General features: G+C 41.7%; 11 protein-coding genes. 7 read left to right on the forward strand and 4 right to left on the reverse strand.

The window, feature by feature from the left end; all coding sequences use genetic code 11:
• Positions 1-28 precede the first annotated feature (28 nt).
• Both mgtE and HUK62_RS13345 read right to left on the reverse strand, forming a co-directional pair.
• A complete protein-coding gene (gene mgtE / locus HUK62_RS13340; protein ID WP_176538095.1) occupies positions 29-1,375 on the reverse strand; it encodes a magnesium transporter in 1,347 nt (448 codons plus the stop codon).
• 135 nt (positions 1,376-1,510) lie between these two features.
• The gene (locus HUK62_RS13345) at positions 1,511-4,615 is read right to left on the reverse strand and encodes a multidrug efflux RND transporter permease subunit (RefSeq protein WP_176538096.1); all 3,105 of its coding nucleotides are present in this window, start codon (positions 4,613-4,615) and stop codon (positions 1,511-1,513) included.
• 256 nt (positions 4,616-4,871) lie between these two features.
• Between HUK62_RS13345 and HUK62_RS13350 the strand changes: the two genes are divergently transcribed.
• Positions 4,872-6,011, forward strand: coding sequence for a glycerophosphodiester phosphodiesterase (locus HUK62_RS13350; RefSeq protein WP_176538097.1), 1,140 nt, complete (start codon positions 4,872-4,874; stop codon positions 6,009-6,011).
• A gap of 217 nt (positions 6,012-6,228) precedes the next feature.
• The gene (locus HUK62_RS13355) at positions 6,229-6,603 is read left to right on the forward strand and encodes a diacylglycerol kinase (protein WP_078425379.1); all 375 of its coding nucleotides are present in this window, start codon (positions 6,229-6,231) and stop codon (positions 6,601-6,603) included.
• 102 nt (positions 6,604-6,705) lie between these two features.
• Here HUK62_RS13355 and HUK62_RS13360 read toward each other — a convergent pair whose 3' ends face one another.
• Positions 6,706-8,310 carry an isocitrate lyase gene (locus HUK62_RS13360; protein WP_176538098.1) on the reverse strand — a complete coding sequence of 535 codons (1,605 nt, stop codon included), beginning with the start codon at positions 8,308-8,310 and terminating at the stop codon, positions 6,706-6,708.
• Positions 8,311-8,956: 646 nt separating this feature from the next.
• Here HUK62_RS13360 and HUK62_RS13365 point away from each other — a divergent pair.
• From HUK62_RS13365 to HUK62_RS13380, 4 genes are all read left to right on the forward strand, one after another.
• Positions 8,957-9,946: a LysR family transcriptional regulator gene (locus tag HUK62_RS13365; RefSeq protein ID WP_004982677.1), complete on the forward strand. Its 990-nt coding sequence runs from the start codon at positions 8,957-8,959 to the stop codon at positions 9,944-9,946.
• 129 nt (positions 9,947-10,075) lie between these two features.
• Positions 10,076-11,404 (forward strand): hemolysin family protein, encoded by a 1,329-nt coding sequence (locus tag HUK62_RS13370; RefSeq protein WP_004695622.1) that lies wholly within the window; start codon positions 10,076-10,078, stop codon positions 11,402-11,404.
• Between the two features lie 236 nt (positions 11,405-11,640).
• Complete coding sequence (locus tag HUK62_RS13375; protein ID WP_176538099.1) at positions 11,641-12,981, forward strand: CitMHS family transporter; 1,341 nt, start codon at positions 11,641-11,643, stop codon at positions 12,979-12,981.
• A 121-nt stretch (positions 12,982-13,102) separates the two neighbouring features.
• Positions 13,103-13,387: a hypothetical protein gene (locus HUK62_RS13380; RefSeq protein WP_176538100.1), complete on the forward strand. Its 285-nt coding sequence runs from the start codon at positions 13,103-13,105 to the stop codon at positions 13,385-13,387.
• A gap of 48 nt (positions 13,388-13,435) precedes the next feature.
• Here HUK62_RS13380 and HUK62_RS13385 read toward each other — a convergent pair whose 3' ends face one another.
• Positions 13,436-13,948 (reverse strand): hypothetical protein, encoded by a 513-nt coding sequence (locus HUK62_RS13385; protein ID WP_087013169.1) that lies wholly within the window; start codon positions 13,946-13,948, stop codon positions 13,436-13,438.
• A 173-nt stretch (positions 13,949-14,121) separates the two neighbouring features.
• Between HUK62_RS13385 and HUK62_RS13390 the strand changes: the two genes are divergently transcribed.
• Positions 14,122-14,850: a hypothetical protein gene (locus tag HUK62_RS13390; protein WP_176538101.1), complete on the forward strand. Its 729-nt coding sequence runs from the start codon at positions 14,122-14,124 to the stop codon at positions 14,848-14,850.
• Positions 14,851-14,886: the final 36 nt, after the last annotated feature.

Below are 14,886 nucleotides of genomic sequence, written 5' to 3' on the forward strand. Positions count from 1 at the left end.
CTTTGTGCTGAAACAATAGCTTATAAGCTTAAGACAAGGTCAGAATTTGCGATGCAATCAGCAGATATACCACCACACCTGACGCATCACAAATTGAGGTGACCAAAGGTGCGGATGCACTGGCTGGGTCGAGTTTCATGCGGTTTAAGATAAACGGCAGACTCATACCAATCAGACAACCCATCAACACAATGCCCATCATACTCAGTGCCAATACTACGGCGACCAGAATGTCCCCACGGAAATAGCCCAAGATGGAGACTGCCGTTGCCATGGTTCCACCCAAGCACAGCGCAACCAAACTTTCACGTCCTAGCAAATAAAACCAGTCTTTAAAATGTACATCACCGGTTGCCAGTGCACGTACCATTAAAGTTGCGGACTGAGACCCCGCATTTCCCCCACTTCCTACCAGTAAAGGTAGGAAAAATACTAAAACAATATGTGCCGCAATCAAGTCTTCAAAGTGTGCAATTCCCAGCCCTGAGAGTAAACTGCCAAAAACCAGAAACACCAACCAAAACACCCGCTTCTTATACAGTAAGAGGATTGGAGCCGTTTTAATACTCATCTGCGGACTGGCCGCAACCGCACTACTTTTTAGAATATCTTCTGTGGTTTCTTGTTGTACCACATCCATTGCATCGTCATAAGTCACAATCCCCAATAGACGCTGCTGCTCATCGACAATGGGCAAAGCCATAAAATCATAATGAGCCAGTTTCTGGGCAATACTTTCCTGATCCTCACTGACTAAACCCGTGATGACATGGCTGGTCATAACCTGTCCAATCGACTGTTCTGGTGGAGACTGAATAATTTGCCGCAGCGAAATCACCCCGCGTAAATAACACGAGGCATCGGTCACATAAATGAGATATAAAGTTTCACTTTCCGCTGCATGCTGTCGTATATGTTGAATCGCCTGTTGCATGGTCATTTCGGCATGTACCGTAATGACTTCGGTGCTCATAATTGCACCCGCAGACTCGGCAGGATAATCCATCAAGGTCTTCAGCTGAGCTTGAACATGCGCGTCTAGCTGCGGAAAAATCTGACCTTGAACCTCTTGTGCCAAGCTTTGAAATAAATCAGTACGGTCATCCGAATGCATATGAGCCAATAACTTCACCAGCAAAGCCTGAGGCAATTTCGCTGCTAGCTGCTGCTGCTCGGTTAATGCTAAAAACTCAAAGACATAACTGGCTTGTGGTAATTGTTCCAATAGCCGAATTTGGTCATTTATAGGCAGGGCCATTAAAATATCAGCCAAATCCGCAGTGCTGTACTGTTTCAGACTTTGGATAAAAGCATGGTTATCGGGCTGATTTAATTGCTCTTCGAAATCTTGCTGTGAAAAGGACGGATTTGGCATACACCACTCAAATATTGTTCTTCTTTATCTGCGCGAGTATAGCAAGGATCTTTAAATGTCAGGGCCTTTCAGCCTGATTGGATTAAAGGTTTGCTTTGCCTATTCATACTGCACACGAATGTTTCAGATTCGATCTTAGACTTCCTCCTGAGGTGTTCGTCCATGAAACACACGGCGAACCAAGACATACATTAAAGGAATAAACAGCAACACCAACACCGTGCCAAAAATCACGCCACCGAGTACACTCACCCCAATTTCCTGACGACTTGCCGCCCCTGCACCAAAGGCAAAGACCAAAGGTGTGACACCCGCGCCAAAAGCCAAAGACGTCATTAAAATCGGGCGTAACCGTAAGCTTGCTCCTTCCAACGCTGCTTCAATTGCGGTCTGGCCTTTTTGCTGCGCCAATGAAGCAAATTCCACAATTAAAATCGCATTTTTACAGGACAAACCAATCGTGGTCAGCAAGGCAATTTGAAAGTAAATATCATTCGGAAAACCCGTCAAATAACTGAACAGAATATTGCCGCCAATACCGAGTGGAATCGCACTCATGACGGCTGTTGGAATACTCCAACTTTCATAAAGTGCAGCAAGGCATAAAAAGATAAAACCTATTGAGACCAAATACAGCAGCAATGCTTGGTTATTGGACTTGTTTTCTTCGAACGATAATCCGCTCCATGCCAGATCAATACCGTCATGCGCTCGCACCATGTTTTGTACGTCTTGCATGGCTTGTCCCGAACTGACATTTTGTGCTGTATCCGCCTCCATTTCTAGCGCGGTATAGCCCATAAAGCGATTCACCACCTCAGGGCCTCCGCTCCAAGACACTTGGGCAAAATTTGTAAAAGGAATCATTTGGTTCAGATCATTACGTACGGTCCACGCTTGAAGATCATCAGGTTTTGAACGAAACTCGGCATCCCCTTGCATAATCACCCGTTTAATCCGACCACGGTCAATAAAGTCATTGATATAACTTCCGCCCCAAGCACTGGATAAGGTGCTATTAATGGCAGTCTGACTGAGTCCATTGGCCAAAGCTTGCTTTTGATTTACATCCACTTTGAGTTCAGCTTTATCGGGGTTAGAACGTTTATCTAAGTTGCTAAAACTGGAGTACTGCTTGGATGCTTCCTGCAAAGTTTTAAACTGTGCTTCTAAATAAGCACGACCTTCGCCATTGATATCACGTATCCAAAACTCCATACCATCAGTTTGCCCTAAGCCACTGACTGAAGATGGCATATTTACATTAATTTGTGCATTTCGATGCGATCTAAAATGAGCAATCGCCCGTTCTCGAATCGCTTGTGCGGAGTTCTCTTTCCCCTTACGTTCATCCCAATGTTTCAGCGCAATAAAACCTTGACCTAAATTTTGTCCCGTCCCCGAGAAATTACGACCATAGCGGATCATCACTAAATTGATATTGGCCTGTTCTTTATCTAAAAAGTATTGGCGAATTTCTTCTCCCACCACACGGCTTTGACTCAGTGGTGCACCATCGGCCAGTTTAAACTGAACACTTAAAATGCCCTGATCTTCACTGGGAATAAAACTGGTCGGCAAAGCCCGATAAAACAGCGCAAAGACGGCAATCAACGCCACAAAAACCACCAGCATGATTTTACTGTGCTGAATGGTCTGCGTACTCAACTTTAAATAACGCTGTTTTAACTGATCTAGCTTCAGATTAAACCAAGTTGCCCATCGTGCCGATTTATCATTGGGTTTTAAAATTAAGGCACATAGTGCAGGTGTCAGAATTAATGCGACCAGCAACGATAGCGCCATGGCAGCAACTAAGGTCATTGAAAACTGACGGTAGATCACTCCTGTCGAGCCACCGAAAAAGGCCATGGGAATAAAAACTGCGGTTAACACCAAAGTAATCCCAATCAATGCCCCACTGATTTCCTGCATCGATGCAATTGAGGCTTGTTGAGCACTCATCTGCTGTTCATGCATCAGCCGTTCAACGTTTTCAACCACCACAATCGCATCATCCACCAGAAGCCCAATAGCTAAGACCAACGCAAATAAGGTTAAGGTGTTGATACTCATCCCGAGCACATACAGAATGGCAAGTGTGCCCAAAATTACAACAGGCACAGTAATGGTCGGTATCAACGTTGCACGCCAATTTTGCAAAAAGACAAACATGACTACAATCACCAAAAGCACTGCTTCAAACAGTGTTTTGACCACTTCCTTAATCGACTCTTGCACAAAAGGCGTGTTATCACGTGGATAAACAATTTGATAGCCTTCAGGCAGTTTAGAAGATAAACGGGCAACCTCTTGCTTAATCAATGCAGACGTCGCTAAGGCATTGGCACCTGAAGACAGTGAAATGCCCATCCCCGCTGAAGGAAAACCATTAATGGTATTAAATGACTGGTAATTTTCCGCGCCTAGTTCCACCCGTGCGACGTCTTTTAAATAAATAAAACTGCCATCGCGGGTCGATTTAACAATGATGTTTTCAAATTCTTCAACGGTTTTTAGACGTGTACCTGAAGTAACTTTGGCATTTAAATATTGATCTGACAGGCTGGGTAACTCGCCAATTGCCCCTGCGGCCACTTGCGTGTTTTGCGCTTCAACCGCCGCACGAATATCACTCGGCATCAGTCCATATTGACGCAATTTGTGCGGATTCAGCCATAAGCGCATGGCATACTGCGCACCAAAAACATCAACCTCGCCAACCCCATCAATACGGGCTAAATCTTGCTCCAAATGCGTCATCATATAATCTGACAGTGCAATATTGCTGCTTTTGCCTGTTTGGTCATATAGGCCTATCACCATATGCGTATCACCAAGCGATTTATAGACATTGACCCCTTGACGCTGTACATCTTCTGGTAAACGGTTAATCACTCCATTGATGGCATTTTGAACTTGCACCTGAGCGGTATCTGGGTCAGTTCCATTCTCAAAACTAATGCTGATTCGACTACGGCCATTCGAGTCACTGCTCGAACTAAAATACAGTAAATGATCAATCCCTTTAATTTGCTGTTCCAAAACCTGAGTAACGCTCTCCTCCACCGTCTCTGCCGACGCGCCTGTATATGTTCCACTCACCGTAATTCGCGGAGGTGCAATATCTGGGTAGCGCTCTACAGGCAACTGAAAGGTGGCAAATAAACCAAATGCCATCACGATAATCGCCAGCACACCAGCAAAAATTGGACGATGAATAAAAAATTTAGACAGCATGGGTCTGCGGTACTCTTGGGTCTGAGGCTAGATCTAGAAACTGGTATCACTTTATGCTTGATCTTCTATGACGAATCATTAAAAAACAAGACTTAACAACATGAAATAGAACATTAGAGCTAAATATGAAGAAACTATGAAGAAAGCTTTTTGACCAATTGATGACATCCTGTAATTTTTCGCAATTTGTCATTGATCTGAGATATTAAAATTGAACACTGAATCCGCAACACCACAATAAAATGTTGAGGAACACATGTTAAAAAGAACATTATTGAGTTTTATTTTTTTAGGCTTATTGGGCTGTCATCATGATGAAAAGAATAATGCCGCATCCCAGCCACCATCAAACAACGCCGAATACATTGAGCCTAAATTGCTTATTATTGGACATCGCGGCGCCAGCGCGCTACGCCCTGAACACACCTTAGCCGCTTATCAAAAAGCGATTGATGATGGTACAGATTTTATTGAGCCTGATTTGGTGCCGACTCTAGACGGTTATTTAGTCGCTCGTCATGAAAATGAAATCGGAGGAACCACCAATGTCAGCAGCTTACTGCAGTTTGCAGAACGGAAGACCAGTAAAGTCGTTGATGGCGTGACTTACACAGGTTGGTTTACTGAAGACTTTACTTTAAACGAGCTGAAGCAACTGAAGGCACGAGAACGTATTCCAGAGATTCGTCCAGCAAATGTCCGATATAATGATCAATTTGATCTGCCCACTTTAGATGAAATTATTGAGCTGGTGGATGCGCACTATAAAAAGACAGGAAAAATTGTGGGCCTGTATATCGAAACCAAACATCCAAGCTATTTCCAAGGTCTCAATTTGGCCATGGAGCAACGCTTATTAACTACGCTGGCCAAGCACAGCTATAGTCGTGACATTGCACCGGTCTATATTCAGTCGTTTGAAGTCAGCAACTTAAAACAAATGCGTCAGCAGTTAGATCAATTAAAATCCATTCGACATGCCAAAATTATTCAACTCTATGGCGGCAAGTCCGAACAACCAGCCGATGCTGTGCTTGCCAAATCGACACTCCGCTATAGTGATATGGCCACACCTCAAGGGCTAAAAGATGTCGCAAGTTATGCGCACGGTGTTGGGCCAAGTAAAACCTATATCGTGCCGAATACTCAGCCGGTGACCCCGACCAGTTTTGTGAACGATGCACACGCAGTGGGCTTAAAAGTACATCCTTATACCCTACGCCCTGAAAACAATTTCTTAGCAGACTATTTAAACTGTAGCGCCATTGCCGCTGAAAAGTGCGAAAAAGGTGCACTGGCTGAGTTTGAGATTTTCTTTAAAGCTGGAGTGGATGGTGTCTTTACCGATGATCCCGCTTTAGGTCGTCAAGCCGCCGATGCTTTTTTAAAAAAATAGAATAAGTCACACACAAAGCAAAGCAGACATCTAATAAGCATCTCGTTTGCTTCCAACCAATATCCATCCTTTAACTATAGAGATTAAAAAGCAGGCTTTTTAATCTCTTTCTCCTTATTTTAGGTGCGCATAGATTAAGCACTTTTTGAATACTATAATTAAGTGACTTTTAATATAGATCATGTATTGTGGCTGAAATTTTAAAATGGTTGATGGTATGAGCCAATATTCCCCACTCAAAGGCAAGTCAGGTTTTAAACGTATTTTTAATGCAACTCATTATTCCATTTCAGGTTTTAAGGCTGCATTTGCGCATGAGGCTGCTTTTCGCCAAGTCCTGTTGATTAACCTGATTCTAATTCCAACAAGCTTTTTCTGTGATGTTAGTCGCTTAGAACAAGCCCTCATGGTAGCAGTGTGCTTACTTGCAATTATTGTTGAGTTATTCAACTCAGCGATTGAGGCGATTGTAGACCGTATTTCACTGGAGCGGCATGAGCTTTCAAAAAATGCCAAAGACATGGGCAGTGCTGCACAGTTTGTTTCTTTAAGTATTATCTTTATAGTTTGGCTACTGATTCTGATGCCTTAACCTTTTTGTTCAATATTTCATGTTCAATCTATTCAACAAGCTCAAAATCAAGTCAAAAAAAACCCTGCTTTCGCAGGGGTTTTTTTTGACTCAGTTCAGTGCTTAGTGAGCAGCGAATTGGTTCATTGTGTTTTTAGCATCATCGTGCGCTTTAAGAGCGTTGTCACCAGAGAAGATTTCTTTGTGATCATCACCGATGTCAGAACCCGCCATTGCTTGGTGTTTAACACAAGCGATACCACCACGGATTTCTTTACGTTGTACGCCAGCAACATAAGCCAACATACCTTCAGAACCGAAGTAACCTTGTGCAAGCTCATGAGTAGAAAGAGCAGCAGTGTGGTAAGTCGGAAGTGTGATCAAGTGATGGAACACACCCGCTTCACGAGCAGCATCTGCTTGGAATGTACGGATCTTAGCGTCTGCATCAGCAGCTAATTCAGTAGCATCGTACTCAGCGCTCATTAATTTAGCACGGTCGTAAGCAGAAACGTCTTTACCTTCAGCAACCCAACGGTCGTAAGCTTGTTGACGGAAGTTTAAAGTCCAGTTGAACGATGGGCTGTTGTTATAAACAAGCTTCGCATTTGGAACAGTTTCACGTACACGGTTAACCATGTGAGCGATTTCTTCTACGTTTGGAGTCGCAGTTTCGATCCAAAGAAGGTCAGCACCATTTTGAAGGCTAGATACACAGTCAAGTACAACACGATCAATTTGAGTGTCAGCACGGAACTGATATAAACCAGAAGCTAAACGCTTAGGACGGTGTAATTTACCATTACGTTTGATCAAGATTTCATCTTCTTGAGCATCAGCAATGTCAATTTCAGTTGTGTCTAAGTAGCTGATGTATTGAGAAGCGATGTCACCTGGCTCTTTAACCACTGGGATTTTTTGAGTCAAGTCAGCGCCTTCAGAGTCAGTACGCGCAACAATGATACCGTCATCAAGACCCATTTCTAAGAATGCATAACGTAATGCATGGATTTTAGAGATGAAGTCTTCGTGCGGAACAGTTACTTTACCAGCTTGGTGACCACATTGTTTCGCGTCAGATACTTGGTTTTCGATTTGTAGTGCACAAGCACCAGCTTCAATCATTTTACGAGCAAGTAAGTAAGTCGCTTCTTCATTACCAAAACCAGCATCGATGTCCGCAATAATTGGTACGATGTGAGTCTGGAAACCGTCGATTTGAGCAGTGATTTCAGCAGCTTTAGTAGTATCGCCTGCTTCGTTTGCTTTTTTAAGCGCACGGAAAAGGTCGTTTAATTCTTTCGCATCAGCTTGACGTAAGAACGTGTAGATTTCTTCGATCAACGCCGGTACTGAAGTTTTTTCATGCATAGACTGGTCAGGAAGTGGACCGAATTCTGAACGAAGCGCAGCTACCATCCAACCAGAAAGGTAGATATAACGACGGTCAGTTGTACCGAAGTATTTTTTGTTCGCAATCATTTTTTGTTGTGCGATGAAACCATGCCAGCAGCCTAAAGACTGTGTGTATTGGCTAGAGTCAGCATCATAAGCAGCCATATCACGACGCATAATTGCAGCTGTGTATTTAGCGATATCTAAACCAGTTTTGAATTGGTTTTGCATTTGCATACGTGCAGCATCTTCTGGGCTAATATCGCGCCAAGTGCTACCGAATTTTGCTTTTAATTCGCGGATTGCATCAATCGCTGTTTGATATGTAGTCATGATATTTCCTGTAATAATATTAGGATTTTCTTCAACGAAAAGCTAAAATCAGACCCTCAAGCTTTTGCTTAGATTTAGAGCGCTTCGTTGCGATGAATACAGATTAGATTGACAGAAAAAATTAATCCAATATTCTGCATTAATTTTCAGTATTTATTTAAAAAATACATAGATAAAAGTCTAATTATATTTCGACAAATTAAAACCAAGTATTTGTTATTATTAAACTTAAATAAAATAAGAAAACCGTAAAAAATACATACTTTGTCGAATATTTCTTCATTAGACTTAAGTCTCGGCCGTTGAAAAAAAGAGTCCCAACCGAAAATCAATACTTAATGTGACCGAAATGACAAAAGTTCAATATTCAGCAAAAAGAGTATTTATCACGCTTTTATTCCACCAACAATAAGCCATCTCAAGCCATTTTCTAGGCGATAATCTGAGCCTCAGTTTACGCATATTGAGACATTGCTTAGGACTAATATGCTCTCCGTTTTTAAGCATAAAACCCATTTTCTTAGAAAATGAAGGTGGTATTCTTTATACAACCCGATGCTTTTTTTTTCGTCAGTTTATTACACAAGCCTGATGGCTTATGGCATAATGCAAATAATTTCATGATTTTATTCTCGGTATTTATTTTATGAATCTGGAGCGGGTTGATCTAAACCTCTTAATTTACTTGGACGTACTTTTACGCGAAAAAAATGTAACCCGAGCAGCTGAACAATTGGGTGTCACCCAACCAGCAATGAGTAATATTCTACGTCGTCTTCGTAACTTATTTAATGATCCCCTGCTAATTCGTTCTTCTGAAGGTATGACACCGACCGAACGGGCTTTAGAATTACAACCCCGCATACGTGACGCTCTTTCTGATCTCTCCATGATTTTGGAACCTCGTACCGAGTTCCGTCCTTATACTTCAAACCGTGTTTTTCGTATTATGACTTCGGACTATGCCGAAGCAACCTTAGTTCCCCGCCTCGTTAAAGCACTGCGTTCTGAAGCACCCAATGTGGTCTTAGACTTCTTAACCCCAAGTGATGTGTCATATCGTGATATGGAACAAGGTAAAGTTGATCTAGCCATTAACCGATTCAATGAAATTCCACAAAGCTTTCACCAAGTTTTGGTCTGGCGTGACAGTTTTTCATGTTTACTTAACGGTAAACACCCAGCTGCCAGCAACTTAAACCTAAAAAGTTACCTCGATGCACAGCATATTTGGGTCTCTAAAACAGGTATGGGCGTTGGTTTCGGCGTTAACCCTGAAAAACAAGCAGGTCTAGGTTGGATTGATCAAGCTTTAGAGCGTATTGGCCAAAAACGTAAGATTTCGGTTTTCACTCGACATTATCAAATGCCTGCACTATTGGCTTCAAATGTAGATTTGATCGCGACTTTACCTACCCGTATTGCACGCTTACAAGCCAAAAGTCAAAATCTCCTGATTAAAGATCCACCTTTTTATATTCCAGAGTTTGAGTTGAAAATGGCATGGTGTCCACTGTTGCATCACCATCCTGCACATCGCTGGCTTAGACAGCTGATTTTATATGTGGCACGTCAAATGATTGAGGAAGAAAATCGTGAGTTTTTAGGCAATAACTCGCAATTCTCACATTATTAAGCATTCAAGCTCTAAATAATTCATTTTCATACCAATAACTCAGGTATGATAGAAGACAGTAAGTGATTACTGTCTTTATTTTTTTGTGTTAAAAATATTCATAATAACGATGAATCACAGGTGGATTCCGTGAGCCTTTTTCAAAACATAGTTATCATTCTAGTCCTGATTGCTGGGGCGGGTTTCTTGTCTCTGACAGAAATTGCACTGGCAGGAGCACGTAAGGTCAAGCTAAAAATCTTGGCTGAGTCGGGCGATGATCGCGCACAGAAAGTTTTGAATTTACAAGAAAATTCTGCTGACTTCTTTGCCGCTTCACAAATTGGCTTAAACGCAGTGGCAATCTTGGGCGGTATTTTAGGTGAAGGAGCTTTTCGTCCTTACTTCATGAGCTTTGTTGCTCGTTTTTATACTGGCCCTTGGTCTGAAACTATTAGCTTTGCTCTATCTTTCACTTTAGTCACCTCGCTATTTATTTTGTTTGCTGACCTCATGCCAAAACGTTTGGCCATGATTGCCCCAGAGAAAATCTCTATTGCGGTGATTAACCCCATTCAGGTATTTATTAAGGTCTGCAAACCTTTGGCTTGGATTATTAATGCCCTTGCCAACTTGTTATTCCGCCTGTTTAAAGTGAATACCACACGTGATGACAACATTACCTTTGATGACATTTCTGCAGTGATGGATGCGGGTGCGCAAGCTGGGGTGCTACAAAAGCAAGAACATCATTTCATTGAAAACGTATTTGAGCTTGAAGAGCGGAACGTTCCTTCAAGTATGACTACGCGTGAAAATGTGGTGTATTTTACTTTAAATGAATCCGAAGCCAGTATTCGTCAGAAATTGGCTGAATATCCTTATTCTAAGTTTTTAGTCTGTAGTGAAAATATTGACGATGTAATTGGCTATGTCGATGCCAAAGACATTCTGGTCCGTATTCTGAATAATCAATCTTTACTCCAACTCAATGAAAGTACCATTCGTAATGTTCTCACCATTCCAGACACATTGACCTTGTCTGAGTTATTAGACCGTTTTCGCTCCACCAAAGAAAAGTTTGCCGTTGTGATTAACGAATATGCGTTGGTCGTGGGTGTCATCACCCTGTCGGACATTATGATTACGGTCATGGGCGATTGGGTTACTCCAATTGAAGCCGAACAACAGATCATTAAACGTGATAATAATTCATGGCTGATTGATGGCAGCACGCCGATTGAAGACATGAAGCATGCACTGGCCATTGATGAAATGCCAGATGAAGAAAATTATGAAACTTTGGCTGGTTTTATGATGTACCGTCTGCGCAAAATTCCACGCCCTGCCGATACCGTAGAATACGCAGGCTTTAAATTTGAAGTGGTCGATGTCGACCATTTTAAGATTGACCAACTTTTAGTGACGCGTTTACTTGAAGAAACACTACAGCCTGCAACCCAAACAGTCGAGGAATAGGAACATCGCCTTGAATTAAAACCTTGCAACTGCAAGGTTTTTTTTGCTTCAGATTTAACCATATGAAGTTATACAAAATAAGTATCTTAACCATACTTTACAGATATATATTATTTATTAGAAAAATAGAATGAAAAATCACATATGTTTAAGAGCATTTAAAAATCATGCTGAATTGCATACTATCGCTGTCACTTGATGAATAAACAGACTTAACACGTTCAAAGGATTGATCCATGCTGACCATTTTAGGTTTAGGCATGATTATGTGCTTCATGTACTTAATCATGTCCAAACGACTGAGCGCTCTTGTTGCTTTAACTTTAATCCCTATCATTTTTGCATTACTTACTTATGTTTTAAGTCTCTTTGTTGACAACCTTGCTGGATTTGATATTGCTGAACTTGGCAATATGATGATGGAAGGCATTAAAAAGCTCGCTCCTACGGGCGTAATGCTCCTTTTCGCAATCCTTTATTTTGCAATTATGATCGACACGGGTCTATTCGACCCTTCAGTGAAGTGGATTTTAAAGCAGGTTAAAGGCGATCCTTTAAAAGTGACCCTCGGCACCATTACGCTGACTTTAATTGTTTCCCTGGATGGTGACGGTTCAACCACTTATATGATCTGTGTTGCCGCAATGCTACCGCTGTATAAGCGTATTGGTATGAGCCCTTTAATTATGGCCTGCCTAATGATGCTTGCGAGCGGAATCATGAACCTAACGCCATGGGGTGGACCAACAGCACGTGCTGCAACTGCATTACATGTTGATCCAAACGATGTCTTTGTTCCGATGATTTTACCAATGCTCGTTGCAATTGGGTGGTTATACTTCCTCGGCTTTATGTATGGCCGTATGGAGCGTAAACGCATTGGTATTGTGGAATTAGATATTAGCCATGGTGACAGTATTCAGATTTCGCAAGAACCTGAAGCCAACCGTGCCCACTTAAGATGGTTTAACGCACTACTGACTTTGGTCTTGATGGTCTGCTTAGTAATGGGCATTTTACCTGCGGCCATTCTGTTCATGGTGGCGCTGTGCATTGCATTGGTGGTGAACTATCCTGATTTAGACATGCAAAAGCGTTTGGTTGGTAACCACTCTGCTAGTGCCTTAGCTGTAGTCGGGATTATTTTCGCGGCAGGTATTTTTACTGGTATTTTGTCGGGCACAGGTATGGTTGAAGCCATGTCTCAAGAACTGGTTGCCATTATTCCGGAAAGTATGGGGCCGTATTTAGCACCAATTACGGCTGTGATTAGTATGCCGCTGACCTTCTTTATGTCGAATGATGCCTTCTATTTTGGTGTACTGCCTGTACTCTCTGAAGCCGCTGGACACTATGGTATTACCCCTGTGGAAATGGCTCGTGCATCGATTGTTGGTCAACCTGTACACTTACTGTCCCCATTGGTTCCATCGACTTACTTACTCTGTGGATTGGCTGGAATTAACTTTGGTGAACACCAAGAATTTACCATCAAGTGGGCAGTAATTACCTGTTTAGTCATGTTGGTTACAGCAATGGTCTTTGGTATTTTCCCACTTTACTCAACACTGGGGTAATCAAATACTCATGCTGAGTTATAACGAACCTTAAGCTCAACAACCGATAAATACCCGATGTGATACATCGGGTATTTTCATTTATAATGCCTTGATATAACAATACAATAGAGTCAAGCTTATGTCTTTTTCATTGCCCGCTATGTTGGCATGTACTTTCTTTTACTCTGCGCTTTATCTGATTTATTATTATTTTGCTCAATCCAGCCACACGCTGCTGATCGTAAGTGCTATTTTTTTGCTGATTTTGGCATGGCGGATTACACCTTATGCTTATGAACATGGGCAACGAAGCTTTAACGATACTCTTTCTTTTGGACAGTATTTTTGGGATCCACTGATTACATGGTGGCGACTGTTTATTTGGCCCATCAGCTTATTACTGTCTTGGATTTTCCATAGTTAAATAGAAGCCCATAAAAAAGCACCCGAAGGTGCTTTTGGTGCTGCGATCTTAACGACCATACAATTCAAGTAATTTATCTAAAGTCGCTTGATAGTGAATGGTAATATCTTCAGATAAAATTTTATATGCGCTGTCAAACTGAACCATTGGCCAGCCTTCTTTCCAAAATGGGAATATGTTGTGCAAATCATGTGTCACGGTTGCATCTTCACGTACAATGGCTTGTGCAACTTGAGACAAGACCTGTGCTGTTTCCGCACCATCAATCGCCATGTAGTCAATCCCACGTACTTTTAAAATACGGATGCGGTCTTTCTTATAACGAATTTTTTTGGCTTGACCTTCGTTCAGGCCTAATGCCAAAGCTACAGCTTCAACAAATTTACTTTCAAAAGATTGGTTTAAAGCCACAATCGCAAGTTTATGTGCTTCTTGACGACCCGCTTTACCACCCTTAAGAATCTCTTCTTTTGCCTCTGTATCAAGCTCATCGTCTTTCATAGACTGCAAAATGTCTAAAATTTCGATATCACTTAAAGATTCAGGAGAATGATCAGTCATGAACTGCCCTTAGACAAAAAAATTGAATCCGACATTTTCGCATAATTCAGAGCGAAAAAGCGAAATTGTTGTACTTTTCTCTGTGAATATTCTGTTTCACGTATTTTTTTGAGCCATCCCCTTCCAAATCTACTATAGTAAAGGCTATTTTTCTCATACGCTCTTTTTTGACGATGCAATCCAAACAAGTTCAACTGTTACTGCAACAATTAGAGACCCTTTACCCTGCCGCATTTAAACGTAATTACTTGCTTTATAGTCAAATCAAAACACGCGGTATTTTAGATGACCAGCGTGAAGTTATTCCGTGGGTTTTGGCGGTGATGATTTTTATTCCAATCAGCTTAATTCTGAAAGATTTTTACTTAACTCACTTGGAGAATCTCGATCCTCTCCAAAGTCACAGTTATGCCATTATCAGTATTTTATTGGTGCTGATGTGGGTCTTACCTTTTGTCATTAAACAAATTAAACATTCATCAAACTCCCTGTATCAACTGCAACGCCATGCGCCCATCAAACTCGCTGCAGTGATTCTTTTAAGTGGACTAAATCTGATGTTCCTTGAAAGCAGTTTGCTGATGTGGATCTTGTTTTATTTTGGTGTGAACTTTGGTTTTGTGCGCTTCTATAAAGAAAATTTATTTCGAGACCACAGCCAGTCGGTTGAACATCACCAGTTACAACAACTCAGACGTGTCTGTTTTTGGGCCTATAAGCAAACGGTCAAATCTCGACTCCAATTACGCTTTAGCTCCCATCAATCTGAAGATTATCAGGCACGTAAAACCCAGCTGGGGCATGAAGCAGATTTGTATGTGCAACTGCTGAAGTATGAGCATGCTTACTGTAAACAGATTAAGCACATCGATCTCGACAGCTATATCGATGAGAAATTATAAAAAAACCGAGCAATGATGCTCGGTTTTTTCTAAGGT

The organism is Acinetobacter sp. NEB 394 (genome assembly GCF_013374795.1).
GTDB classification, from domain to species: Bacteria; Pseudomonadota; Gammaproteobacteria; order Pseudomonadales; family Moraxellaceae; genus Acinetobacter; species Acinetobacter johnsonii.

What these genes read in the sequence shown, in the direction of transcription:
- mgtE (WP_176538095.1), bottom strand. Translation starts at nt 1,375, where the DNA reads ATGCCAAATCCGTCCTTTTCACAGCAAGATTTCGAAGAGCAATTAAAT.
- HUK62_RS13345 (WP_176538096.1), bottom strand. Translation starts at nt 4,615, where the DNA reads ATGCTGTCTAAATTTTTTATTCATCGTCCAATTTTTGCTGGTGTGCTG.
- HUK62_RS13350 (WP_176538097.1), top strand. Translation starts at nt 4,872, where the DNA reads ATGTTAAAAAGAACATTATTGAGTTTTATTTTTTTAGGCTTATTGGGC.
- HUK62_RS13355 (WP_078425379.1), top strand. Translation starts at nt 6,229, where the DNA reads ATGAGCCAATATTCCCCACTCAAAGGCAAGTCAGGTTTTAAACGTATT.
- HUK62_RS13360 (WP_176538098.1), bottom strand. Translation starts at nt 8,310, where the DNA reads ATGACTACATATCAAACAGCGATTGATGCAATCCGCGAATTAAAAGCA.
- HUK62_RS13365 (WP_004982677.1), top strand. Translation starts at nt 8,957, where the DNA reads ATGAATCTGGAGCGGGTTGATCTAAACCTCTTAATTTACTTGGACGTA.
- HUK62_RS13375 (WP_176538099.1), top strand. Translation starts at nt 11,641, where the DNA reads ATGCTGACCATTTTAGGTTTAGGCATGATTATGTGCTTCATGTACTTA.
- HUK62_RS13380 (WP_176538100.1), top strand. Translation starts at nt 13,103, where the DNA reads ATGTCTTTTTCATTGCCCGCTATGTTGGCATGTACTTTCTTTTACTCT.
- HUK62_RS13385 (WP_087013169.1), bottom strand. Translation starts at nt 13,948, where the DNA reads ATGACTGATCATTCTCCTGAATCTTTAAGTGATATCGAAATTTTAGAC.
- HUK62_RS13390 (WP_176538101.1), top strand. Translation starts at nt 14,122, where the DNA reads ATGCAATCCAAACAAGTTCAACTGTTACTGCAACAATTAGAGACCCTT.